The organism is Pseudomonas sp. P116 (genome assembly GCF_020149425.1).
Lineage (GTDB): Bacteria > Pseudomonadota > Gammaproteobacteria > Pseudomonadales > Pseudomonadaceae > Aquipseudomonas > Aquipseudomonas anatoliensis.
Genome location: NZ_JACVHB010000005.1, coordinates 458,959 through 482,394, shown reverse-complemented (window position 1 = coordinate 482,394; position 23,436 = coordinate 458,959). Strand labels below are relative to the sequence as shown.

The following is a 23,436-nucleotide window of genomic DNA, read 5'->3' as shown; positions in this document are numbered from 1 at the left end:
GTGAGTTGCGCCAAGTCAGTCGGAAGGGGTGAAATCCATCCGCTGAATGTCGATCATCACGGTAATAAACTTCAAAAAGTGTCGTTGGCTGACTATGGTGAGAGCAGTCTTTGGATCGCCAACAAGAGAACAACATGAGCCAGACATCTTTCGATATTCAGCAGGCCGCGGTGATCGGTGCGGGCACCATGGGGCGTGGCATTGTCATGTGTCTGGCCAATGCTGGCGTGACGGTGCAATGGGTGGACACCAATCCACAGATGCTCGAACAGGCGCTCGCAACTGTGGCCGAGACTTATGCACATAACGTGCGCCAGGGCCGGATTGATCAGGCCGAGGCTGATGCACGTTTGGCCCGGGTCAGCGCCGCAGCGGATTACGCGGCGATCCGCAATGCCGATCTGGTGATCGAGGCGGTGTACGAAAACCTCGAACTGAAGCAGAAGATTTTTCGTGAGCTGGATGGCTTGCTCAAGCCGCAAGCGCTGTTGGCGAGTAACACGTCGGCACTGGATATCGATGCAATTGCTGCGGCCACCAAGCGGCCTGAGCAAGTGTTGGGTCTGCATTTCTTCAGCCCCGCGCACATCATGAAACTGCTGGAAATCGTTCGTGGTGCGCAGACTTCGCCGGCAGCGCTGGACGCTGCGCTGGTACTGGGCAAGCGCATGGGCAAGGTCAGTGTGGTATCGGGCAATTGCCACGGTTTTATCGGTAACCGCATGCTGCATCCGTATGTGCTGGAGGCGCGCAAGATGCTGCTTGAAGGCGCTTATCCACAGCAGGTCGATGCGGCGTTACAGGGATTCGGTTTCGCCATGGGGCCGTTCCGCATGTACGACGTGGTCGGCATCGATCTGGAATGGCGCGCTCGTGAGCTGGCCGGCAAGGGCCAGGATGCCCCGGAAGTTCAGGTGGATAACCGCTTGTGCGAGATGGGCCGGTTCGGGCAGAAGTCTGGCAATGGTTATTACCATTACGAGCCGGGCAGTCGTCAGGCAGAGCATGACCCTGAGGTCGATGCGCTGGTGTTGCGTGTCAGTGAGGGTTTGGGCTTCCAGCGCCGCGAGATTGGCCCGGAGGAGATTCTGGAGCGCTGCCTGCTGGCACTGGTCAACGAAGGCGCGAAGATTCTGCAGGAAGGCATTGCCGAGTCGGCGCATGACATCGATCTGGTGTACCTGAACGGTTATGGCTTCCCGGCGGACAAAGGCGGGCCGATGGCCTGGGCGGATCAGCAGGGGCTTGCAGATATTCATCAACGGCTGCTGGCGCTGGAGACGCGGCAGGGTGATCAGTGGAAACCGGCAAGGCTGATTGGTGAGTTGGCGGCGCAAGGGAAGGGGTTCGCTCAAGCGTGATGTCGGGGCGAGAATCGATCCCCCTCTCCCCCAAGGTGCGAGGGGGAAAGGGAGCTGATCTTCATGCGTTCCAATCTTATGATCGACTCGATCTTTCAGGTCGGCGGACCTCGAATGACCACGTCGGTCAGTCCCCTCTACCTCTGGGAGAGGGTTAGGGTGAGGGCAACCGGCCTCACACGATCCATCCAGGAGAAACAGCCCAACCATGTCCACCCCTCAACGCACCGACTACCCACACTTCCAGCCCATCACCACGCGCTGGCACGACAACGACGCCTACGGCCACGTCAACAACGTCACCTACTACAGCTTCTTCGACACGGCGGTGAACACCTACCTGATTCAGGTCGGTGGTCTGGATATTCATGACGGTGAAGTAGTGGGTTTTGTGGTCAGTTCGGCGTGCGATTACTTCGCTTCGATCGCTTTCCCGGATCTGATCGAGATCGGTGTGAGGGTCGGCAAGTTGGGCAACAGTTCGGTGCAGTACGAACTGGCGGTGTTCAAGGTCGGCGAAAGCGAGGCTTGTGCGGCGGGGCGCTTCGTTCATGTGTTTGTGGATCGTACGACCAATCAACCCACGCCGATTCCCGCCGGATTGCGCCAGGCGCTGGAGCGAATAGCAGTTTAAAAAGCGCAAAAAAAATCGCAGCCTGCGGCAACTCCTATAAATCCATGTAGGAGCTGCCGCAGGCTGCGATCTTTTGATCTACCTGCCGCCATTCAGCGATTAACGGTGGCGATAGTGCTTGTGATGCTTGCGGTGACCATAGGCATGGCCGCGACCAGGGTGGCCGTCGCGATAGTAGCGACGGTCACGGTCGCCGCGATCGTAATGACGATCATCGTCATCGCTCTTGTTGCCCATGTAGTTACCCAGCGCGCCGCCGGCACCGCCACCTGCTGCCGAACCGATCAGGCTGCCGGTGGTGCCGCCCATGCTGCGGCCAACCACGTTACCGCCGGCTGCGCCCAACGCACCGCCGATGGCGGCTTCGCCACGGCTGCGTTTGTCTGCGCCGACCGCGCTACCACCCGCGCCGCCCAGGGCTGCGCCGATGGTGGAACCTGTATTGCCGCCTAAAGACTGACCGACGACCGAGCCAAGAACCCCGCCCAATGCGCCGCCCACACCTGCTTCGGTGGTGCCGCCTGCGGACGCAAAACCACTGACCAGGCCAAGGGACAACAAGAGAATCGAGGAGAACTTCATAGAGGAGCCTCAAAGGGATGACGGCGCCGATCCTGAGGCTGTGTAACAAGCGTGACAATCGAAATCCGACGAATAGCACGACCTGTATACAATTTCGCAAGTTACTGTTTTAACTGCGGAACTTAAGCGTTTTTCGCCGGTCTTTAACTACTTCGGACAGGCCGCTTTTGTGAAAAAGCGGCCTTTTTTGTGGGCGATGGGAAAGTGCAGGCTGGTGAGAAATGAGCAGGGTCGACTACCGCTATCGCGAGCTGGCTCACTCCTACAGTGATCGCGTTCCTGCAGATAGAACACGAAAAACTGTAGGAGTGAGCCTGCTCGCGATAGCAATGGGTCGGTCGCCGCTTTAAGCAGACTTGGCCATGATCAATCCGGTCTCACTCGCCGCTTCCAAGCGGATCGCGATGAACTTTGATGTCGGCGTATGACTGCCGTCGCCAGTGCTTTCCAGCGGTACCAGTGGATTCACTTCCGGGTAATACGCAGCGGCCTGGCCGGCAGGGATATCAAACGCCAGCAGTGTGAAGCCCTTTACCCGACGCTCGCGTCCATCGTCCCAGATCGACACGATGTCCGCTTTCTGCCCCGGACGGAAGCCCAAGCGAATGATGTCGGCCTCGTTGGCGAACAACACATCGCGCTGGCCCTTCACCCCGCGATAACGGTCGTCGAGGCCATAAATCGTGGTGTTGTACTGATCGTGCGAGCGCATCGATTGCAGGATCAGATCCGGCAATTGCCCGGTGGCGCGGGTGCGTTCGTGAACCAGATCCTTAGGCAGCATGTTCGCGCGGAAATTGGCGCGGCCCGACGGCGTGTTCCACTTGCGTGCACCGGCGCTGTTGCCGAGGTAGAAACCACCTGGATTTTTGATCTTTTCGTTGAATTCCTTGAAGCCCGGGATGGTATCGGCGATCAGCTCGCGGATACGCCCGTAATCGGCCACCAGCCAGTTCCAGTCCACCGGTTTGCTGCCCAACGTCGCGGCAGCGATACCGGCGACGATCGACGGCTCTGAGCGCATCTGGTTCGACAGCGGCTGCAACTGACCGTTGGAGGCGTGAACCATGCTGAAGGAGTCTTCCACGGTGACCGCTTGCGCGCCTTCAGTCTGGATATCGATGTCGGTGCGACCGAAGCACGGCAGGATCAACGCGTCTTTACCGTGAGCCAGGTGGCTACGGTTGAGTTTGGTGCTGATCTGCACGGTCAGGTCGCAATTGCTCAGCGCCTCGAACGTGCGCGGGCTGTCCGGGGTGGCTTGGGCGAAGTTGCCGCCCAGACCGATGAACACCTTGGCGCGGCCCTCGGCCATGGCGTGGATCGCCTCGACCACGTTGTGCCCGTTGTGACGTGGCACCTTGAACTGGAAGCGACGCTCCAGCGAATCAAGGAACGCTACCGGCGGGCGCTCGTTGATACCCATCGTGCGGTCGCCCTGCACGTTACTGTGACCACGTACCGGGCACAGGCCGGCGCCGGGTTTGCCGATGTTGCCGCGCAGAAGCATCAGGTTGGCGATTTCCTGAATGGTCGGCACCGAATGCCGATGCTGGGTGATGCCCATCGCCCAGCACATGATCACGTTTTTGCCTGTGGCGTACATGCGCGCTGCCTGTTCGATCTCGATCAGGGTCAGGCCGGATTGCTCGACGATCTGTTCCCACGGCGTGTCGTCGACGACGCCGAGGTATTCCAGCACGTTGGCACTGTGTGCATTGAGGAAGTCGTGATCGAACACCGCCGGCGCGCCAGCCTTCTGCGCATCGCGTTCCCATTGCAGAAGGAACTTGGCCATGCCGCGCAGCAACGCCATGTCGCCGCCCAATGCCGGGCGGAAGTACGCGGTGTTGGTCGGCTTGTCGCCATTGGTGAGCATTTCGATCGGGTGCTGCGGGTGCTGGAAACGTTCCAGACCACGCTCTTTGAGCGGGTTGACGCACACCACCTGAGCGCCGCGTTTCACCGCTTCACGCAGTGGTTCGAGCATCCGCGGATGGTTGGTGCCGGGGTTCTGGCCCCAGACGAAAATCGCGTCGGCGTGTTCGAAATCATCGAATGTCACGGTGCCTTTGCCGACACCGACACTCTGCGCTAACGCCACGCCGCTGGCCTCGTGGCACATGTTTGAGCAGTCAGGGAAATTGTTGGTGCCAAAGGCGCGCACGAACAGCTGATACAGATACGCCGCTTCATTGCTGGCACGACCCGAGGTGTAGAACTCGGCTTGATCCGGGCTCGACAGGCCTTGCAGGTGTTTGGCGATCAGGGCGTAGGCGTCGTCCCAGGCAATCGGTTTGTAGCGGTCGGTCTCGGCGTCGTAGACCATCGGCTCGGTCAGACGACCCTGATATTCCAGCCAGTAGTCGCTCTGCTCCAGCAACGCGGTGACGCTGTGTTTGGCGAAGAATTTCGCATCCACCCGGCGCTTGGTCGCTTCCCAGTTCACCGCTTTGGCGCCGTTCTCGCAGAACTTGACCATGCCGCTTTCCGGGGAATCGCCCCACGCACAACCCGGGCAGTCGAAGCCGCCGTTCTGGTTGGTCTTGAGCATCATGCGCAGGTTTTTCAGCGCGTTGTCGCTGGTCAACCAGGCCTGAGCCACGCTGATCAGGGCACCCCAACCGCCGGCTGCGCCTTTGTAGGGCTTGTAGCGCGGGACAGGTTTCTGGTCGGCTTGATGATGTTGGCTCACGCTTGATTCTCCATCGCGGGGCTATACACCCGCGGCGCATTTTTCTGCGGCAGGTGGATGAGATTAAGGTTGTGTCGACGGGCCCATTGCACGGCAAGGCCTGTGGGTGCGGACAGGCTGACCAAGGTCTGGATGCCGGCGCGCAAAACTTTCTGGATCAATTCGAGACTGCAACGGCTGGTGACAATCGCCAGGCCGCCATCCGTGGATATCTTCTGGCGGATCAGCCCGCCGATCAGTTTGTCGAGGGCGTTGTGGCGGCCGATGTCTTCGCGCCCGAGCAGCAATTCGCCGCTGGCATTCATGAACACCGCCGCGTGTACCGCACCGCAATGCTGACCAAGCGGCTGGAAGGCGCCGATGCGCTGGCGCAGACCGTCGAGCCATTCAAGTGGCGGCAACGGCGCACCGGGCAACACCTTGAGATCGGGTAACGCCTGTTCCACCGCTTCAACGCCGCACAAGCCACAGCCACTGGTGCCGGCCAGTTGCCGACGCTGGGTCTTGAGATTCCAGAACGCGCGATTGGCGATGGTCACTTGCGCGTATTGCGCCGAACCCGCGCCAGTCAGTTGCAGGTCATAGATGTCATTGGCGTCTTCGATGATGCCGCTGCCGAGGCTGAAACCGACGATGAAGTCTTCCAGGTCCGTCGGGGTCACCAGCATCACTGCCTGGCTGATGCCGTTGTAGGCGATCGCCAACGCAACTTCCTCGGCCAGCGCGGTGCTGGCCGACTCCTCAAGAGGCAGATCGCTGTAACTGTATGTCTGGCTGGCGGCAGGCGCGGGCGTTTCGATTGCAGGCGCCGCGCAGGCTGGGCGCTTGGCGTTCATGGCATCACCGACGGTTTGAACAACGTTAAGACTAGGCGCGGCAAGATGTCGCGTCTAATCGCTAATGTTGATCTTCCGATAGATGCCGTCGATCAAGACTCGCCTGGCGATTTTTGATACAGCGCAAAACAGGCCTCGGCCAGCGCTGAACGCGGTGCGCCCCGACGCATGATGAACCCCAACCGGGCGAGGGTTTGGGCGCTTTCAATCGGCTGCAGACGCAGGTGATCGGTGAGGTTTTCCAAACCGCCGTCCAGCGGCATCACCGCGCAACAGAACCCGCCATGCACCGCTTGTAATAATTGATGCACGGCATCGGTTTGCAGCAGTGTTTGTGGCGTCAGGCCACGGCTGTGGAAGTTATGGTCGATCGACTGGCGAAAGTGCATGCCGCTGGTGAGCATGCCCAGTGGCAGTTCGATCAGCGCTTCCCAGCTCAACGGCGCTTCGCCGAAGGAGAAAAAACGCTGGTCATACAGCAATCCCATGCGGGTTTCGCTGAAGGCCAGGGATTCGAAGCGCTCACTGTCCAGCCGATCAAGGTAGGACACGCCGATATCGATGCGGTTGTTCGCCAGTTGTTCGAGGATCTGTTCGGAACTCAGCGCCGACAATTCAAAGCGCAAGTTGGGGTGCTGCGCGTGCAGACGCTGCATCAGCGGCAACGCATCGAAACTCGACAGCGGCACCACGCCCAGGCGCAACGTACCGACCAGATTGCCGCGGCACGCTGCCGCTTCCGCCTGTAAGCCGTCATACGCCGCCAACACCGTGCGTGCCCACGCCAGCACCCGCTCGCCCGGCGCGGTGAAGCCTTCGAACCGCTGACCGCGGTTGACCAGCGGCAGGTCGAGTTCTTCTTCGAGACTGCGCAGGCGCATCGACAGCGTCGGCTGCGTAATGTGACAACGCGCAGCGGCCTGGCCGAAGTGACGGGTTTCGTCGAGGGCGATGAGGAATTTCAGCTGCTTGATGTCCATCTTCGCTCCGAAGGGTGTTGGCGGGGGTGGGCGATTCTAACGCTTGTGGGGTGACAGGGTCATTGGTCGGCTTGGAACCGGGGTTGTCATTGGTGGTCTAGGCTTTGACGTCTGGAACCCAAATCAAGGAGTGTGCGCTATGAGTCTTTTTAGCTTTGTGAAAGAAGCCGGTGAGAAACTGATCGATCTGCTGACCCCGGGCAATGCCAATGCCGGTGAGCAATTGAAGGAACATATCAGCAAGGTCGGGCTGGGCAATCCGAATGTTCAAGCGACGGTCGACGGTGACAAGGTCACGGTTACCGGCGAAGTGGCGAGCCAGGAAGAGAAAGAGAAAATTCTGCTGGCCGTGGGCAATATCGAAGGCGTGGGCAGCGTCGATGATCAGATCACGGTGGCCGGCCCGGTAGTGGCTGCTGCGCAGTTTGTGGTGGTCAAGTCGGGTGACACACTGAGTGCAATTTCCCTGCGTGTTTACGGCGATGCCAACAAGTATCAAAAAATCTTCGAAGCCAACAAACCGATGCTCAAAGATGTGAACAAGATCTACCCAGGGCAGACACTGCGCATTCCTGAGTAAGCAAAAACCCCTGTAGGAGCTGCCGCAGGCTGCGATCTTTTGATCTTGCCCTTGAAAAATCAAGATCAAAAGATCGCAGCCTGCGGCAGCTCCTACAGGGGGTCAGAGTCCGGAAATGAGGTCGCGGTAGTCTTCCACTGCGGCAAATTCTGCTGTGTCCTTCGGCCCTTTGCGGCTGTCCGGTTCCTTGACTGCCAGCAGGTGCGCCACGCCAAAATCCCGCGCACTGCGCAGAATCGACAAGGTGTCATCAATAAACAGACTGCGCGCCGGTTCAAAATCTATATCTGCCTGCAAGGCATCCCAGAATTGCGGATTCTCCTTGGGAAAACCGTAGTCATGCGAGCTGATCAGTCGCTCGAAATAGGGCGCCAGTTCAATCCGCTCCAGCTTCAACGACAGCGAATCACGGTGCGCATTGGTGATCATGATCACCCGCTTGCCGGAGCGTTTTATCGCTTCAAGAAAGGTATCGGCGTCGGGGCGCAGGGCGATCAGGTGTGCTGTTTCCTGCTTCAACTCTCGCACTGACAACTTCAGTTCGCTGCTCCAGAAATCCAGGCAGTACCACTGCAACTGCCCGGCATGGCGCTCGAACAGCGGCTGCAACTCCATCTCGGCCATGGCGCGGCTGACCCCGTGCAGTTCGGCGTAGCGCTGAGGCAAGTGCTCCAGCCAGAAATGATTGTCGAAGTGCAAATCCAACAGCGTGCCGTCCATGTCCAGCAGAACGGTATCGATGTCGGACCAGGGTAGTGAAGGCATGGCAACGTCTCGAGCGGTAGAAAGATATCCGACGTAAACAATCGGGAAAGCCGCGTTATAGTAGCGCGTTCACGCCAAGGAGCTTTGCATGCGCCAGAAACCCACCGTACTTGCCCGCGAGATCGTCGCCACCAGTCGCCTGTTTTGCGTCGAAGAACTCAAGCTGCGTTTTTCCAACGGTGTGGAACGCACCTACGAGCGTCTGGTGGGCAAGGGTGCGGGATATGGCGCGGTGATGATCGTGGCAATGCTCGACGCCGAGCACGCGGTGTTGGTCGAAGAATATTGCGGCGGTACTGACGAGTATGAATTGTCCCTGCCCAAAGGCCTTATCGAACCCGGTGAAGACGTGCTGGCGGCGGCCGAGCGTGAGCTTAAGGAAGAGGCCGGTTTTGGCGCGCGGCAACTGGAGCATCTGACCGAGCTGTCGCTGTCGCCCGGTTACATGAGCCAGAAAATTCAGGTGGTGCTGGCCACCGAGCTGTACGAAGAACATCTGGAGGGCGACGAGCCTGAGCCGATGCGGGTCGACAAGGTCAACCTGCGTGAACTGTCGGCGCTGGCGTTGAATCCGCAATTCACCGAAGGGCGTGCCTTGGCGGCGTTGTACCTGGCGCGTGATTTGCTGAGCCAGCGCGGTGCCTTTCAACTATGAGTGAGCAATCGATGAACTTTCCCCATCCGTTGATGGCGCCAGTGATTGCGCTGGCATTGAAGGCTGGCGAGGCAATTTTGCCGTTCTGGCGATCAGGCGTTGAAGTCACCGCCAAGTCAGATGAATCACCTGTGACCGCTGCAGATCTGGCCGCGCACCACGTGATTGTGGACGGATTGATCGCGCTGGATCCGAGTATTCCGGTGCTGTCCGAAGAGGATGCCAATATCGCGCAAAGCGTACGTGCCAAATGGCAGCGCTGGTGGCTGGTAGACCCGCTGGATGGCACCAAGGAGTTCATCAGCGGCAGTGAGGAATTCACTGTCAATATTGCGTTGATCGAAAACGGTCGGGTGGTGTTTGGTGTGGTGTCGATGCCGACCAACGGTCGTTTCTACGTCGGTGGTGCCGGGCTCGGTGCCTGGCGCTGTGACGCGGGCGGTACACCGGTTGCGATTCAGGTGCGTGACGTGCCGGGGCCGGGTGAAGCGTTCACCGTAGTAGCCAGTCGTCGGCATTCCAGTCCCGAGCAGGAGCGCTTGCTGGCCGGGTTGAGCGCGAGCCTGGGTGAGCTGCAATTGGCCAATATCGGCAGTTCGTTGAAGTTTTGCCTGTTGGCCGAAGGTGCGGCGGATTGCTATCCGCGACTGGCGCCGACTTCGCAGTGGGACACGGCGGCGGCCCAGGGCGTGCTGGAAGGGGCGGGCGGTGAGGTGCTGGATTTGCAGGGCGAAGCGTTTTGTTATCCGGCGCGGGAATCGTTGCTGAACGAGTTTTTTCTGGCGCTGCCGGCGAAGGCGGCGTGGCGTTCCAGGCTCTTGGAGCTGGCCCGAGGTTAAGATCAAAAGATCGCAGCCTGCGGCAGCTCCTACATGGATCAACCTGTAGGAGCTGCCGCAGGCTGCGATCTTTTGCTTTAACGGTGCAAAACGTACTGCCCGCTAAACGTCACTGCATCCTCATCACTCCCGGCATTGACGATGCGCGTATTCAGCGTCAACCGCGCCCGACCATAACGCTGATACATCGCCAGAAACTTCTTCCACACCGCCGCATCCGGCGCCGGGCAAATGGCTGTCGCATCCCCCGTCACTGGCAGGGGATAACTGATCTGCCCTTCCTGAATCACAATGTGTCCTTCGGTAATCCCTTCTTCCTTCAAGCGCAAATGCAACCAGCCCCAACCGGCCAGTACCGCGCCGCAATAGAGACTGCCGCCGAACATGGTGCTTTTGTGATTGACGTTGGGCTCCAGCGGCAGATGCAGATTCAATTGCTGTGCCTGCCACTCGAGCACCTTGAGGCCCATCTCCCGGGTCAGAGGGATGTCGTGATGCAGCACCGATTCCAGATAGTGAGTGTCCGGGTTCATTCGTTCTCCTCCCCATGGCTGTTGTCACCGAAGTTGAGGCCGTGTTTGCGCAGTTTGTCGTGCAGGGTCTTGCGCGGTATGCCCAGCGCTTCGGCGAGGCTGCGTACCGAGCCGTGGGTGCGCGCCAGTTCGGCGGCGATCAACGATTTCTCGAAGTTTTCCACTTGCTCGCTGAGCCCGCCGCCCGTGATTTGCACCGTGGTGCCGCCACCCTCGAAACCACTGTTATCCAGCGCCAGTTCAAGGCCCAGCGCAAAACGTTCGGCCGCGTTTTGCAGCTCTCGCACGTTACCCGGCCAGGTATGGCGCAGCAGCAAGGCGCGTTGAGCCGGTTGCAATTCGTGGGTCGGCAGACCGTGACGGGCGCTGGCTTCATCGGCGTAATACTGGAACAGCACCAACGCATCTTCGCCACGTTCGCGTAGTGGCGGGATGCGCAGCGGCGCGACGTTGAGGCGGTAATACAAGTCGGCACGGAAGCGGCCCTGATCAGCAGCCTGGCGCAAATCTTCCTTGGTGGCGGCGATGACGCGGATATCCAGCGGGATCAGTTGATTACCACCCAGGCGTTCAACGACTCGTTCCTGCAGCATGCGCAGCAGTTTCACCTGCACATCCAGGCTCATGCTTTCGATTTCATCGAGGAACAAGGTGCCGCCATTGGCAAATTCGAACTTGCCGATACGGCGTTTTTGCGCGCCGGTGAACGCGCCCGGCTCATGGCCGAACAGCTCGCTTTCCACCACCGATTCGGCCAGCGCGCCGGCATTGATCGCCACAAACGGACCGTTGCGACGGCTCGACAGGTCATGCAGCGCACGGGCCACAACCTCTTTGCCAGCGCCGGTTTCGCCGAGGATCAGCACGTCAGCCTTGGTCGCCGCCAGCGCGCCGATCTGCTCGCGCAGGCGCAGCATCGGCGGCGAATGGCCGACCAGTCGCGTGCTCAGTTCGTTGCGATCGCTGAGGGCCAGTCGCAGGCTGCGGTTGTCCAGCACCAGGCGGCGCAGGGCCAGTGCGCGGCGCACGCTGTCGAGCAGGGCGTCGCTGGCAAAAGGTTTTTCAAGGAAGTCATACGCGCCGGCGCGCATCGCCTGCACGGCGAGCGGCACATCGCCGTGGCCGGTGATCAGCAGCACGGGCAGCTCCGGGTCCTGAGCGTGCAGTTCGCTCAACAATTCCAGACCGTCCATGCCCGGCATGCGGATGTCACTGACCACCACACCCGGCCAGTCGCGTTCCAGTTGTCCGGCCAGACCCTTGGCTTCAGACAGCGGCAGGATTTTCAGCCCGGCCAGATCCAGTGTCTGGCCCAATGCCTGGCGCAGATGCGGATCGTCGTCGATCAACACCACCTGAATGCGATTGTCGATGGTCATGCACTTCGATCCTCGGACGGTTGCAGGCTGACCCCGGGCGCACCGGCACGCAGCCGCAGGGTTATCAATGCGCCACCTTGCTTGTGGTTGGCGAACGACAGTTCACCACCGAAGGCGCGCATCAGGGTTTCACAAATCGCCAGGCCCAGACCCAGACCCTGGGTGCGCGTCTTGGTCGTGTAGAAAGGCTCGCTGGCGCGGCCGAGGGCTTCCATGCAGAAACCCGGACCGTTGTCGCGAATGTACAGATTGACGCCGTCGGCCGTGGATTCGGCACTCAGCCACAGTTTGCGCGGCGGGCCTTTTTCGGTGAGGGCGTCGAGAGCGTTGGCCAGCAGATTGCCGAGCACTTGGCGCAGGCGGGTTTCCCCGGCCTCGACCCACAAGGTGGCGGCGGGCAGGTCGCGGATCAACTCGACTTCCATGCTGCGTCGACGTTTGGCCAGCAAGGCCAGCGCATCGTCCAGCGCCGGTTGCAGGGCAACGCTTTCCGGGGCATGCCTATCGCGGCGGGCGAAGGCGCGCAGGTGGGCGATGATCGAGGCCATGCGCCCGGTCAGTTCACTGATCAGCTTGAGGTTGCCGCGCGCGTCTTCGGTGCGTTGATGGTCGAGCAACACTTCGGCGTTTTCCGCGTAGCTGCGGATCGCCGCGAGAGGCTGATTGAGTTCATGGCTGATGCTCGCCGACATCGTGCCCAGCGCCGACAATTTGCCGGCTTGTACCAGATCGTCCTGAGCGCGCACCAATTCCTGCTGCGCCTGCTCGCGCTCCAGCACTTCCTGCTTCAGTCGACGGTTGAGGCCTTCGAGGTCGCTGGTGCGTTCGGCGACCCGGCCTTCCAGTTCCCGTCGCGCCTTGGCTTCGAAGGCGATGCGTTCCAGATAGTGGCGGCGGCGCTGCATCATCAGACCCACCAGCAGCATCACCACCAACAGCGTGGCGCCGCCGATGGCGACCACCGTGCGCACTGGCCGATCGATCAATGTGCGCGGCGCAAGAATGCTGACGCTCCAGCCGGTTTCGGCGATGTCGTGGGTTTGTGTCAGCCAGGCGTCGGGGCTGAGATTCAGCGGCCGGGGTTCGCGGGTCGGGTAGGGCTGGATCGCCGTGATCGCCAAGCGCTCGGTATCGCTCAAGACGCGGGTCGAGCGAAAGCGCCATTCCGGGCGTGACGTGAGGATGACCACGCCGTTGTGGTCGGTCACCAGCAGTTGTTCCGGGGTTTTGCCCCAGAGGCTTTCGGTGTGGTCGAGATCGACCTTGATCACCAGTACGCCGATGATTTTTTCACCGCTGCGCACGGCGGCGGCGAAGAAGTAACCGCGTTTGGCCGACGTGGTGCCGAGACCGAAGAACCGTCCAAGACGTCCGGCCATGGCTTCACTGAAATACGGGCGGAAGGAGAAATTACGGCCCACGAAGCTGTCGTGTTTGTCCCAATTCGACGCCGCCAGTGTTTGCCCGGAGGTGTCCATCAGGTACATCACTTCGGCACCGGTTTGGGCCGAGATGTTTTTCAACAGACGATTGGCATTGCCTTGGGTGACGCCATCGTCCGGCGCCCCGAGCACGGCGCGCAGGGCCGGCAGGTCGCCGAGGATCTGCGGCAATACTTCGTAGCGGTGCAGGGTGCCCAGCAGGTTGGCGACGTACAGGTCGAGGGTCTGGCGGTTCTGGCCGGCCAGTTCGCTGCGGTAATAGCGCTCGGCCAGATGTTCCAGCGGCCAAAGCAGCGGCGCCAGACACAATGCCAGCAGGGCGAGGCTGCGCCAGCGGGGTCTGCGAGGAAGAGGTGGTTTCATGAGCGTGCGCCTGTGGGGACAGGCGCATTATGCCTAGGCTCAGGCGAAGACGTCAGCGTCCTTGAGCAGCGCTGCTACCTGATCCTTGGCCGACAGCTTCGGCGCTTCGTCCAGCTGCCAGTCGATGCCCAGAGCTGGGTCATCCCAGCGAATGCTGCGCTCGGACGATGGGTCGTAATAGTTGGTGGTCTTGTAGAGGAACTCGGCGAACTCGCTCAGTACTACGAAACCATGGGCGAAACCTTCCGGCACCCACAGCTGACGATGATTCTCGGCCGACAGGCGCACCGCTACCGATTTGCCGAAGTGCGGCGAGCTGCGGCGAATGTCCACGGCCACATCGAGCACTTCACCGACAGTGACGCGCACCAGTTTGCCCTGAGTGTTTTCCAGTTGGTAATGCAGGCCACGCAGCACGCCTTTCTGCGAGCGCGAATGGTTGTCTTGCACGAATTGGGTGTCCAGGCCGGTCGCGTCCTGGAACGCCTTGGCGTTGAAGCTCTCGTAAAAGAAACCGCGCTCGTCACCAAACACCTTCGGTTCGATGATCAGAACACCGGGCAAGTCGGTGGTGATGACATTCATAAGTATTTCCAGTGGTAGGGGGCAATGGCCGACATTCTTGCGCAAAGTGCTGCCGGATGCGAGTACTCGAATAACCATCATCAGGGGTTGCGTCTCGCCAGAAGCAATGGCGATATAAGCGCCTAATAAAATTCCAGGGGTCTTTTCATGTCGCTCGCCACGTTGATTCATCGCGCCAGTCTGCCCAGCCCGCAAGTCAGCGAGGCGCAGGCCCTGCAATGGCTGGCCGAGCATTACGGGCTCAGCGGCACGTTGCAGGCCCTTGGCAGCCAGCAGGATCTCAACTACCGCGTTGACAGTGCGCGCGGGCGGTTTGTGCTGAAAATCTGCCGGGGCGACTACGCCCTTGTAGAGCTACAGGCTCAACACGCTGGCCTCAAGTATCTGGCCGAGCATTCTGATGTGCATGTGCCGCGGGTCATTGCGGCCAATAACGGTCAGGATTTGTTGTCGCTTGAGGTCGATGGCGAGGCCGTCCATGTGCGGCTGTTGGATTACATCGAAGGCCAGCCGCTGACGCACCTCGATCATTTGGGCCACGCAGTGGTCGCCGGATTTGGCCGGCTCTGCGGCGAGATGGACCTGGCCTTGGCCGGGTTCGACCATACGGGTCTTGAGCGCACTTTGCAGTGGGATGCACGCCACGCCAGCGCGTTGATCAGCCACTTGCTACCGGTGATCGAGGACGAACAGCAACGCACGTTGATCGCCGACGCCGCCGAACAGGCCGAGCGTCGTTTGCAGCCGTTGCTGGACAAGCTGCCGGTGCAGGCGATCCACATGGATATCACCGATGACAACGTGGTGTGGCAGCGTGACGCGCAGCGCCACTGGCAATTGCAGGGTGTCATCGACTTCGGCGATCTGGTGCGCACCTGGCGTATCACCGATCTGTCGGTGACCTGCGCGGCGTTGTTGCACCATGCCGGTGGCGATCCGTTTGTGATTCTGCCGGCGGTTCAGGCCTATCACGCGGTCAATCCGCTGCAACATGAAGAGCTGCAAGCGTTATGGCCACTGATCGTCGCCCGCGCGGCGGTGCTGGTGCTCAGTGGCGAGCAACAAGTCAGTATCGATCCGGATAACACCTACAGCCGCGACAACCTCAGCCACGAGTGGGAGATTTTCCGCGTCGCAACTTCAGTGCCGTTGGCGTTGATGGAGGCGGCAATTCTCAATGCGGTGGGTCAGACATTGCCGGCAATCAATAGCGAAGGTTTCGCGCCGTTATTGCCAGAGCTGGTCGGGCGCGAATTTGCGCTGATTGATCTCGGCGTGCTCAGTCCGCATTTCGAGGCGGGCAACTGGGAGCAGGAGGGCATTGACCAACGCTTGCTGAACGAAGCCGCCGCCGCCCATGGTCTGGCGGCGAGTCGTTATGGTCAGTACCGTTTGTCACGCACCCGGCCCGACAGTGCTGATGAACCGGATACCTTTGCGCTGCACGTCGAGTTGCGCGTGCCAAATGGTACTGCGGTGGAAGCGCCGTTTGCCGGCGTGTTGCATCAAAAGGCAGACGGGGCATTGCAACTGGACGGCCCGCAGCTCAGCGTTCGGCTGTGGGGTGTGGCGGCAACGCTGCACAGTGGCGCGGCGCTGGTCAAAGGTCAGGTGTTGGGTTCGGTCAGCGGACCGTTGAGCGTGCAACTGATTCGCGGCGCGGATCTGGATGCGCCGCTGTTCTGTACGCCGTCCCATGCACCCGCGTGGCAGGCGTCGTGCCCATCACCGGCCACTTTGCTGGGACTGGCCTGCGATGCCGAACCGGAGCTGGATTCGCAAACGTTGCTCGAACGCCGCGATGCCAGTTTCGCCCGCACGCAAAAACATTATTACGTCGACCCGCCGCGTATCGAACGCGGCTGGCGCAATCACCTGATCGACATGCAGGGCCGCTCCTACCTCGACATGCTCAACAACGTGGCGGTGCTCGGTCACGGCCATCCGCGCATGGCGGCGGTCGCGGCCCGTCAGTGGTCGCTGCTCAATACCAACTCGCGGTTCAACTATGCGGCGGTGGCCGAGTTTTCCGAGCGTTTGCTGAAGCTGGCGCCGGAGGGCATGGATCGGGTGTTTCTGGTCAACAGCGGCAGCGAAGCCAATGACCTGGCGATTCGTCTGGCGTGGGCCTACAGCGGCGGTCGCGACATGATCAGCGTGCTTGAGGCTTATCACGGCTGGACGATCGGCGCCGATGCGGTCTCGACTTCGGTCGCCGACAACCCGAAAGCCCTCGAAAGCCGTCCGGACTGGGTGCATCCGGTGCCCGCGCCGAACACCTATCGTGGCGAGTTCCGCGGCCTCGATTCGGCGCCGGACTACGTGCGCAGCGTCGAACATCATCTGGAAAAAATCGCCGAACAAAAACGCCAACTGGCCGGGTTCATCTGCGAGCCGGTATACGGCAATGCCGGGGGTATCTCGCTGCCGCCGGGTTACTTGAAGCAGGTGTACGCGCTGGTCCGCGCGCAGGGCGGTGTGTGTATTGCCGACGAAGTGCAGGTCGGATACGGGCGCATGGGGCATTTTTTCTGGGGTGTCGAAGAGCAGGGCGTGGTGCCGGATATCATCACCATGGCCAAAGGCATGGGCAACGGTCAGCCACTGGGCGCGGTAATCACGCGCCGGGACATCGCTGAGGCGCTGGAAGCCGAGGGTTACTTCTTCTCGTCGGCCGGCGGCAGTCCGGTGAGCTGCCAGATCGGTATGGCGGTGCTCGACGTGATGGAAGAAGAAAAGCTCTGGGAGAACGCGCAGGTGGTCGGCGGCTACTTCAAGGCACGACTCGAAGCGTTGATCGATAAACATCCGCTGGTGGGCGCAGTGCACGGTTCCGGTTTCTATCTCGGTGTGGAACTGATCCGCAACCGCGACACACTGGAACCGGCGACAGAAGAGACCACATTGCTGTGTGATCGCCTGCGCGAGCTGGGGATTTTCATGCAGCCGACGGGGGATGATCTGAACATTCTCAAGATCAAACCGCCGATGGTGACCTCGCGGCGCAGCGTGGATTTCTTCGTCGACATGCTCGATCGGGTGCTTGAAGAAGGCCTGTAACCCACCGATCCCCTGTAGGAGCTGCCGAAGGCTGCGATCTTTTGATCTTGCTTTTCAAAGGCAAAATCAAAAGATCGCAGCCTCCGGCAGCTCCTACATAAAGCGGATTTATATCGGTAATTTGTAGTTATTTTTAGATGAGTTGATCGTTAAATGCTTTTAAAGCCGATATTTATCGGCTATAAAGTCGCCATTGCTCCGGCATGGCGATGGCTATCCGGTGCGCGCGTTTTTTCTCTTCGGTCGAAACCTCGACCGTCAAAGCACTTGCCCGGAGATGATTCATGAGCCGTACCGTTACCGTCGCCGCCACTCAGATGGCCTGTTCGTGGGACCTGGAAGCCAACCTCGAAACTGCCGAAAGACTGGTGCGCGAAGCCGCCGCCAAAGGCGCGCAGATCATCCTGATCCAGGAATTGTTCGAAGCGCCGTACTTCTGCCAGAAGCCCAACCCGGACTATCTGCAACTTGCCACGACCGTTGAAGAAAACGTCGCCATCAAGCATTTCCAGAAAATCGCCAAAGAGCTGCAAGTGGTGTTGCCGATCAGCTTCTACGAACTGGCCGGGCGTGCGCGGTTCAACAGCATCGCGATCATCGATGCCGATGGCAGCAACCTCGGGATTTATCGTAAAAGCCACATTCCGGATGGCCCCGGTTACCACGAGAAGTACTACTTCAACCCGGGCGATACCGGCTTCAAGGTGTGGAACACCCGTTACGCGAAGATCGGCGTGGGCATCTGCTGGGATCAGTGGTTCCCGGAAGCGGCGCGCAGCATGGCCCTGCAAGGTGCGGAAATCCTCTTCTATCCAACCGCGATCGGCAGCGAGCCGCACGACAAGACTATTTCGTCGCGCGATCACTGGCAGCGCGTGCAGCAGGGACATGCCGGCGCAAACTTGATGCCGCTGATTGCCAGCAACCGCATCGGCAACGAAGAACAGGACGGCTATGACATCACGTTCTACGGCTCTTCGTTCATCGCCAACCAGTTCGGCGAAAAAGTGCAGGAGCTGAATAAAACCGAAGAAGGTATTCTTGTGCACACTTTCAACCTCGACGAGCTGGAACATATTCGCAGCGCGTGGGGTTCATTCCGCGACCGCCGGCCGAATCTGTACGGCGCGTTGAAAACCCTCGACGGTTCCCTGGAGTCCTGATCCCGATGACCACATTGAAAAGTACCCCACGCGCCGACGGCTTCCACATGCCGGCCGAGTGGGCGCCACAAACACAGACCTGGATGATCTGGCCCGAGCGTCCGGACAACTGGCGTCTGGGCGGCAAACCGGCGCAGGCTGCACACGCGGCGGTGGCCAAAGCCATCGCCCGTTTCGAGCCGGTGACCGTTGCCGTGTCCGCCGGCCAGTACGAAAACGCCCGCGCGCGCCTCGACGTGCCGAATATCCGCGTGGTCGAGATGTCCAGCGACGACGCTTGGGTACGCGACAGCGGTCCGACATTCGTCATCAATAACAACGGCGAAGTACGCGGTGTGAACTGGGACTTCAACGCTTGGGGCGGTTTCGACGGTGGTTTGTACGCGCCATGGAATCGCGATTCGCAGGTTGGCGGCAAGATCCTCGAGATCGAGCGCAGCCCGCGCTATCGCACCGAAGGTTTTGTGCTTGAAGGCGGTTCGATTCATGTCGACGGCGAAGGCACGTTGATCACCACCGAAGAATGCCTGCTCAACCGCAATCGCAACCCGCATCTGGGGCGCGAAGAGATCGAAGCGGTGCTGAGCGACAATCTGGCTGTGGATAAAATCATCTGGCTGCCGGACGGTTTGTTCAACGACGAAACCGACGGTCATGTGGATAACTTCTGCTGCTACGTGCGTCCGGGTGAAGTATTGCTGGCCTGGACCGATGATCCACAGGACCCGAACTACCCGCGCTGTCAGGCGGCGATGAAAGTGCTGCAAAGCAGCACCGACGCCAAGGGTCGCCCGTTCACGGTGCACAAAATGCCGATTCCGGGGCCGCTGTATGCGACCGAAGAAGAGTGCGCTGGCGTCGACCAAGTGGACGGCTCGCAGGAACGTAATCCTACCGAGCGTCTGGCCGGTTCCTACGTGAACTTCCTGATCGTCAACGGCGGCATCATCGCGCCGAGCTTCGACGATCCAATGGATGCCCCGGCCCGGGAAATTCTGCAGAACCTGTTTCCGCAACACGAAGTGGTGATGGTGCCGGGCCGCGAACTGTTACTGGGTGGCGGCAATATTCACTGCCTTACCCAACAGCAGCCAGCGCCGCACAAAGAGTGAGTTGAGTCGTAACAGCTTGAGCTGATTGGCAAATCAGTCGAGCAACGATTAGCTCGCCAGGTACGCGTAGAGGCCCGCAGCCCGACAGGACTGCGGGCTTCTTTGTATCCACTTGTCGACAAATCGCAAACCTTGGCACAGCTCTTGTATTTGTCCTGGTGCACTAGGGAGGGAGGAGAACTTCAACAGTTCTGTCATAAACCTTGGATAACTTAGCCGCTCATGACCGGGGAGAGAGCGCTGAAATGAACGCCGAAGTGAACGTAGTCAGCGAGCGGACGTTGCATCCCATGGCCGTAAACGGCGAATCGCTCCAGATGGTCGCGCACTTTTTGAGGTCCAATGGAACGCGTCAGATCAGGGAACCTGATCCGCGCCGGATGATGATCGAGCGCTACCCCGCTGACCTGTTCAGCGAGGCCGAACTGGAAGCGTTGTGGGCTGTGATGGAGGGATAAGAAAAACAACAGGGATTGGTGAAAGCGCTGCCGGGATGGCGGCGCTTTTTTTGCGCGGCTGAAAAGATCGCAGCCTGCGGCAGCTCCTACACTGGAATGCGAATTCCCCTGTAGGAGCTGCCGCAGGCTGCGATCTTTTGATCTTGCTTCAGAAACTGTAGGTACCCGTCATCACCACGCTACGCGGCGCCCCTGGCATGATCTGCGCGGCGCTGGTCGCTGACGCGTAATACTCGCGATCAGTGATGTTGTTCAACGCCGTACGCAAATCCCAGTCCTTGAAGCGATAACCGACCAGCGCATCCCAACGGCCATAGCCCGGCAGCACGGTGGTGTTGGCGTTGTCGGCATAACGCTGGCCGACCAGGGTCAGGCCGGTTTCGCCGTACCAGCCCATCTCCGGTTTCCAGGTCAGGAACAGACTGCCATTGTGCTTGGCGACGTTGTTGATGCGTTTGCCTTCCAGGCCGTTGTTGTCCTTCTCGATCTTCGCATCCTGCATACCGACGCCACCGCGCACGTACCAGTTGCCGACGAGGTTGCCGGTAGCGGTCAGTTCGATCCCGCGCGAGCGTTGCAGACCGGACATCACCGTCAGGGTCGGATCATTGGGATCGGTGGTGCGACGGTTGTAGAGCTCCAGGTCATAGATCGCCAACGTTGTGCTGAGGCGATCATCGAGCCAGTCGCTCTTCACGCCGATTTCTTTCTGCTTGGTCAGCTCGGGGCTCAGGTCGTTGGTGTTGCCGGCCGCCCCCGGCGTGATGCCGATCAGGCCGCCGCCCACTGGCGAGAAGGTCTTCGACCATGAGGCGTAGAAGGAGTGATTCTCCAGCGGCGTCCAGACCAGGCCCACGCGCGGGCTGGTGCTGTGGCTGTCGCGATCTTCGGAAATGTTACGCAGCTTGTTGGTCGACTCGATATCAAACGTGTCGTAGCGCAAGCCGCCGAGCAGTTGCCATTGGTCGTTCAGACGCAGTTGATCCTGCACGTAGACCGCGCGGCTTTCGACTTCGGTGTGGCTGCTACTGGAGACCTGCATGGCGCCGGTGTGACGCAGATCGCGATTCGGGTTGAACAGGTCAAGCGACGGTACCGGCTGCGCGCCTGGCGTTCTGCCGGTGGCGGCGTTGTACAAGGTCGGGTCGCGGCGCTGGCTGCCGATTTCGATACCGGTGAGCAAACGATGCTCAAGGCCAAACGTATCGAAACCACCTTCGAGTTCGACGTTGTTGTAGACGTTGCGAGTGGTCAGATCCTGCTGCCAGTGCTGGCGCGTAACCTTGTTGGTCGCGGGCGTGTAACCGGTGAGGTAGGTGTTGTCGAAATCGCTGTCGAGCTTGAATACGCCGAGGGTCTGGCGAAGTTGCCAGTTGTCGTTGATTTCGTAAGTGAGTCTGGAGCGTAGCGATTGCGACTTGTCGTCGATGAAGTCGTGATCGTTGCCGTAGGTGGTCTCGCGACCGACATCGGCCGGCCGCCCATTCACGCCCGGAATCCCGCGATCAGGGGTGCGGTTGTAGCGGCTGTATTCGTATTGCACCAGCCAGTTCAGGTCGGGCGTCAGTTGCCAGCTCATCGACGGTGCGAACAGTTGGCGGTTACCGCTGACGCCATCGCGAAAGCTGTTTTCATCCATGTTGCCCATGTTCAGGCGCAGGCTGATGTTGTCACTCGGGTCGGTGCTGAGGTCGGCGTACAGGCTGCGCAGATCTTCGCTGCCGCCCTGGGCTTCAATGGTCGAGCGGCGGCCGGCCTCTGGCGCTTTGCTCACGCGGTTGACGATCCCGCCCTGACTGCCGCGGCCGTACAACACGGCCGCCGGGCCTTTGAGCACTTCGACGCGTTCGATGTTGTGCAAGTCGCGCTTGTATTGGCTGTCGTCGCGAATGCCGTCCAGATAGAAGTCGTTGCTGGCGTCGAAGCCGCGGATCCGCAAACTGTCGAAGCGGGTGTCGGCGCTGCTGCTGACGTTGGGCATGCCGCTCAGGGCATCGCCGATATCGTTGGTGCCGTAATTGGCAACGTTCGACGTTTTGATCGAATCAATGGCCTGCGGCACATAACGCACCGGAGTCGAGGTACGGGTCGCGGTGTTGCTGACTTTTACCCGCGGATCATCGGCTTGCGCTTCAGCGCTGATGGCGGTGGCGGGTAATTCGGTCGCGGAGTAGGCAAAACCGCTGGACAGAAAAGCAGAAAGCCCAAGGGTGACGGGCGTAAGACGGAACGGGGCAGGCATTGAAAAGCGCATCCGAAAGGTTGGAAGAATCAAGCGCGCGAATGGTAATGCTTTGCATTTGCTTCCGTTAATTATTCCTGAGAAGTTCCCTTATGTGATTGTTTCAATTTGTGTCGAACTCGATACAACCTGACCGTTCGGACAATTCGCCCGATTCACGAAACAGTCTGAGAGCCATTCCGGCGTTTTTCCGCATTGGCTTGAGGACTAGTCTGCCTGCATCAACTTTCCCACGTTTATGCCGGAGTTTTCTGATGATCCTTCACTACATTTACGACCCATTGTGCGGTTGGTGCTATGGCGCCAAACCGTTGGTGGAAGCGGCGCAGTCAGTGCTGCCGGTGAGCGCTCATGCGGGCGGGATGATGAGCGGCGCCAACCGCCAAAGCGTTTCGCCGCAGTTGCGCAATTACGTCATGCCCCACGATCGGCGCATTGCCGAATACACCGGCCAGCCTTTTGGCGAAGCGTATTTCGACGGCTTGCTGCGCGATCACACGGCCGTCTTTGACTCGACACCACCGATCGCTGCCGTTTTGGCAGCAGAGGCAATCGACGGCCGTGGTCTGGAGGTGCTCGGGCGTTTGCAGGCTGCGCATTACGTGGAAGGGCGGCGGATTGCCGATGAATCTGTACTTCTGGAGCTCGCAATTGACCTGGGCTACGTCGAGGAAATCTTTCAGGCCGCGTTTAAATCCGTGGATACCGAGCAACACATAAAAGCCAGTCGCGCACTGCTTGCTCAGTTGGGCGGGCAGGGATTCCCGACGCTCGCGTTGGAACAAGACGGCCAATACACGCTTATCGATATCAGCCCTTGGCTGGGCAAGCCGCAAGCCTTTGCCGATTGGTTAGGGCAGGCGATTGGCAGCGACGATACTGGCGAGTCTTCCGCGTTTTGTGGTCTTGACGGTTGTGCTTGATAGGCGCTGGATTCACTGGCTTAACGCATTTCCGTGCAAGGAGTGAGCGTTAAATTTACGTTTCTTAGACGATTTTCGCCTATTTAAAGACGATTCTTGAAATTGACACAATGTTAAGGGCGCGGCTACGATTCGGCCCAACGCCTGTGGCCAACCGCCATGACTCAAAAATAATAAGAAGGCCCGCCACGACTTTGTCGTGGGCGGGCCTTTTTGTTTCGGGGTGAAAAAAGAGCGCAATAGCGCCGT

General features: G+C 59.9%; 20 protein-coding genes. 10 read left to right on the top strand and 10 right to left on the bottom strand.

Annotated features, from left to right (window positions below; genetic code table 11):
* Window positions 1-134: 134 nt before the first annotated feature.
* Both ICA15_RS19525 and ICA15_RS19520 read left to right on the top strand, forming a co-directional pair.
* Complete coding sequence (locus ICA15_RS19525) at window positions 135-1,361, top strand: 3-hydroxyacyl-CoA dehydrogenase (protein WP_210554375.1); 1,227 nt, start codon at window positions 135-137, stop codon at window positions 1,359-1,361.
* 208 nt (window positions 1,362-1,569) lie between these two features.
* Window positions 1,570-1,995 (top strand): acyl-CoA thioesterase, encoded by a 426-nt coding sequence (locus ICA15_RS19520; protein ID WP_210554374.1) that lies wholly within the window; start codon window positions 1,570-1,572, stop codon window positions 1,993-1,995.
* Between the two features lie 99 nt (window positions 1,996-2,094).
* On the opposite strand, the gene ICA15_RS19515 is transcribed toward ICA15_RS19520, so the two are convergent.
* The 4 genes from ICA15_RS19515 to ICA15_RS19500 form a co-directional block, all read right to left on the bottom strand.
* Window positions 2,095-2,577, bottom strand: a complete 483-nt coding sequence (locus ICA15_RS19515) for a glycine zipper domain-containing protein (RefSeq protein ID WP_210554373.1) — start codon at window positions 2,575-2,577, stop codon at window positions 2,095-2,097.
* A gap of 346 nt (window positions 2,578-2,923) precedes the next feature.
* On the bottom strand, window positions 2,924-5,272 hold the full coding sequence (locus tag ICA15_RS19510) for an FdhF/YdeP family oxidoreductase (protein WP_210554372.1): 2,349 nt from the start codon (window positions 5,270-5,272) through the stop codon (window positions 2,924-2,926).
* Window positions 5,269-6,108: a formate dehydrogenase accessory sulfurtransferase FdhD gene (gene fdhD / locus ICA15_RS19505; RefSeq protein ID WP_210554371.1), complete on the bottom strand. Its 840-nt coding sequence runs from the start codon at window positions 6,106-6,108 to the stop codon at window positions 5,269-5,271. The genes ICA15_RS19510 and fdhD overlap by 4 nt, the downstream gene beginning before the upstream one ends.
* 92 nt (window positions 6,109-6,200) lie before the next feature.
* Window positions 6,201-7,088: a LysR family transcriptional regulator gene (locus ICA15_RS19500; RefSeq protein WP_150617423.1), complete on the bottom strand. Its 888-nt coding sequence runs from the start codon at window positions 7,086-7,088 to the stop codon at window positions 6,201-6,203.
* 139 nt (window positions 7,089-7,227) lie between these two features.
* Between ICA15_RS19500 and lysM the strand changes: the two genes are divergently transcribed.
* Entirely contained in the window at window positions 7,228-7,668 is a 441-nt protein-coding gene (lysM, locus tag ICA15_RS19495) for a peptidoglycan-binding protein LysM (RefSeq protein ID WP_150617424.1), read from the top strand.
* A 102-nt stretch (window positions 7,669-7,770) separates the two neighbouring features.
* Here the strand turns inward: lysM and yrfG are convergent, their stop codons facing one another.
* Window positions 7,771-8,433 carry a GMP/IMP nucleotidase gene (gene yrfG / locus ICA15_RS19490; protein ID WP_210554370.1) on the bottom strand — a complete coding sequence of 221 codons (663 nt, stop codon included), beginning with the start codon at window positions 8,431-8,433 and terminating at the stop codon, window positions 7,771-7,773.
* A gap of 88 nt (window positions 8,434-8,521) precedes the next feature.
* Between yrfG and nudE the strand changes: the two genes are divergently transcribed.
* Both nudE and cysQ read left to right on the top strand, forming a co-directional pair.
* On the top strand, window positions 8,522-9,088 hold the full coding sequence (nudE, locus tag ICA15_RS19485; protein ID WP_150617426.1) for an ADP compounds hydrolase NudE: 567 nt from the start codon (window positions 8,522-8,524) through the stop codon (window positions 9,086-9,088).
* An 11-nt stretch (window positions 9,089-9,099) separates the two neighbouring features.
* Complete coding sequence (cysQ, locus tag ICA15_RS19480; RefSeq protein WP_210554369.1) at window positions 9,100-9,927, top strand: 3'(2'),5'-bisphosphate nucleotidase CysQ; 828 nt, start codon at window positions 9,100-9,102, stop codon at window positions 9,925-9,927.
* A 77-nt stretch (window positions 9,928-10,004) separates the two neighbouring features.
* On the opposite strand, the gene ICA15_RS19475 is transcribed toward cysQ, so the two are convergent.
* The 4 genes from ICA15_RS19475 to rfbC are packed head-to-tail and all read right to left on the bottom strand — an operon-like array spanning window position 10,005 to window position 14,229.
* Window positions 10,005-10,460 carry a thioesterase domain-containing protein gene (locus ICA15_RS19475; RefSeq protein WP_210554368.1) on the bottom strand — a complete coding sequence of 152 codons (456 nt, stop codon included), beginning with the start codon at window positions 10,458-10,460 and terminating at the stop codon, window positions 10,005-10,007.
* Window positions 10,457-11,839, bottom strand: coding sequence for a sigma-54-dependent transcriptional regulator (locus ICA15_RS19470; protein WP_210554367.1), 1,383 nt, complete (start codon window positions 11,837-11,839; stop codon window positions 10,457-10,459). The genes ICA15_RS19475 and ICA15_RS19470 overlap by 4 nt, the downstream gene beginning before the upstream one ends.
* Window positions 11,836-13,644: an ATP-binding protein gene (locus ICA15_RS19465; RefSeq protein ID WP_210554366.1), complete on the bottom strand. Its 1,809-nt coding sequence runs from the start codon at window positions 13,642-13,644 to the stop codon at window positions 11,836-11,838. The genes ICA15_RS19470 and ICA15_RS19465 overlap by 4 nt, the downstream gene beginning before the upstream one ends.
* Before the next feature lie 39 nt (window positions 13,645-13,683).
* Window positions 13,684-14,229, bottom strand: coding sequence for a dTDP-4-dehydrorhamnose 3,5-epimerase (gene rfbC / locus ICA15_RS19460; protein WP_150617431.1), 546 nt, complete (start codon window positions 14,227-14,229; stop codon window positions 13,684-13,686).
* Between the two features lie 147 nt (window positions 14,230-14,376).
* Between rfbC and ICA15_RS19455 the strand changes: the two genes are divergently transcribed.
* The 4 genes from ICA15_RS19455 (at window position 14,377) to ICA15_RS19440 (ending at window position 20,022) form a co-directional block, all read left to right on the top strand.
* Entirely contained in the window at window positions 14,377-17,289 is a 2,913-nt protein-coding gene (locus tag ICA15_RS19455; RefSeq protein ID WP_210554365.1) for an aminotransferase, read from the top strand.
* Window positions 17,290-17,573: 284 nt separating this feature from the next.
* Window positions 17,574-18,452: an N-carbamoylputrescine amidase gene (aguB, locus tag ICA15_RS19450; RefSeq protein ID WP_150617433.1), complete on the top strand. Its 879-nt coding sequence runs from the start codon at window positions 17,574-17,576 to the stop codon at window positions 18,450-18,452.
* 5 nt (window positions 18,453-18,457) lie between these two features.
* Entirely contained in the window at window positions 18,458-19,564 is a 1,107-nt protein-coding gene (aguA, locus tag ICA15_RS19445; RefSeq protein ID WP_210554364.1) for an agmatine deiminase, read from the top strand.
* 245 nt (window positions 19,565-19,809) lie between these two features.
* Entirely contained in the window at window positions 19,810-20,022 is a 213-nt protein-coding gene (locus ICA15_RS19440) for a hypothetical protein (protein WP_150604059.1), read from the top strand.
* 148 nt (window positions 20,023-20,170) lie between these two features.
* On the opposite strand, the gene ICA15_RS19435 is transcribed toward ICA15_RS19440, so the two are convergent.
* Complete coding sequence (locus ICA15_RS19435; protein WP_210554363.1) at window positions 20,171-22,264, bottom strand: TonB-dependent receptor; 2,094 nt, start codon at window positions 22,262-22,264, stop codon at window positions 20,171-20,173.
* A 254-nt stretch (window positions 22,265-22,518) separates the two neighbouring features.
* Between ICA15_RS19435 and ICA15_RS19430 the strand changes: the two genes are divergently transcribed.
* Window positions 22,519-23,187, top strand: coding sequence for a DsbA family protein (locus ICA15_RS19430; RefSeq protein ID WP_210554362.1), 669 nt, complete (start codon window positions 22,519-22,521; stop codon window positions 23,185-23,187).
* Window positions 23,188-23,436: the final 249 nt, after the last annotated feature.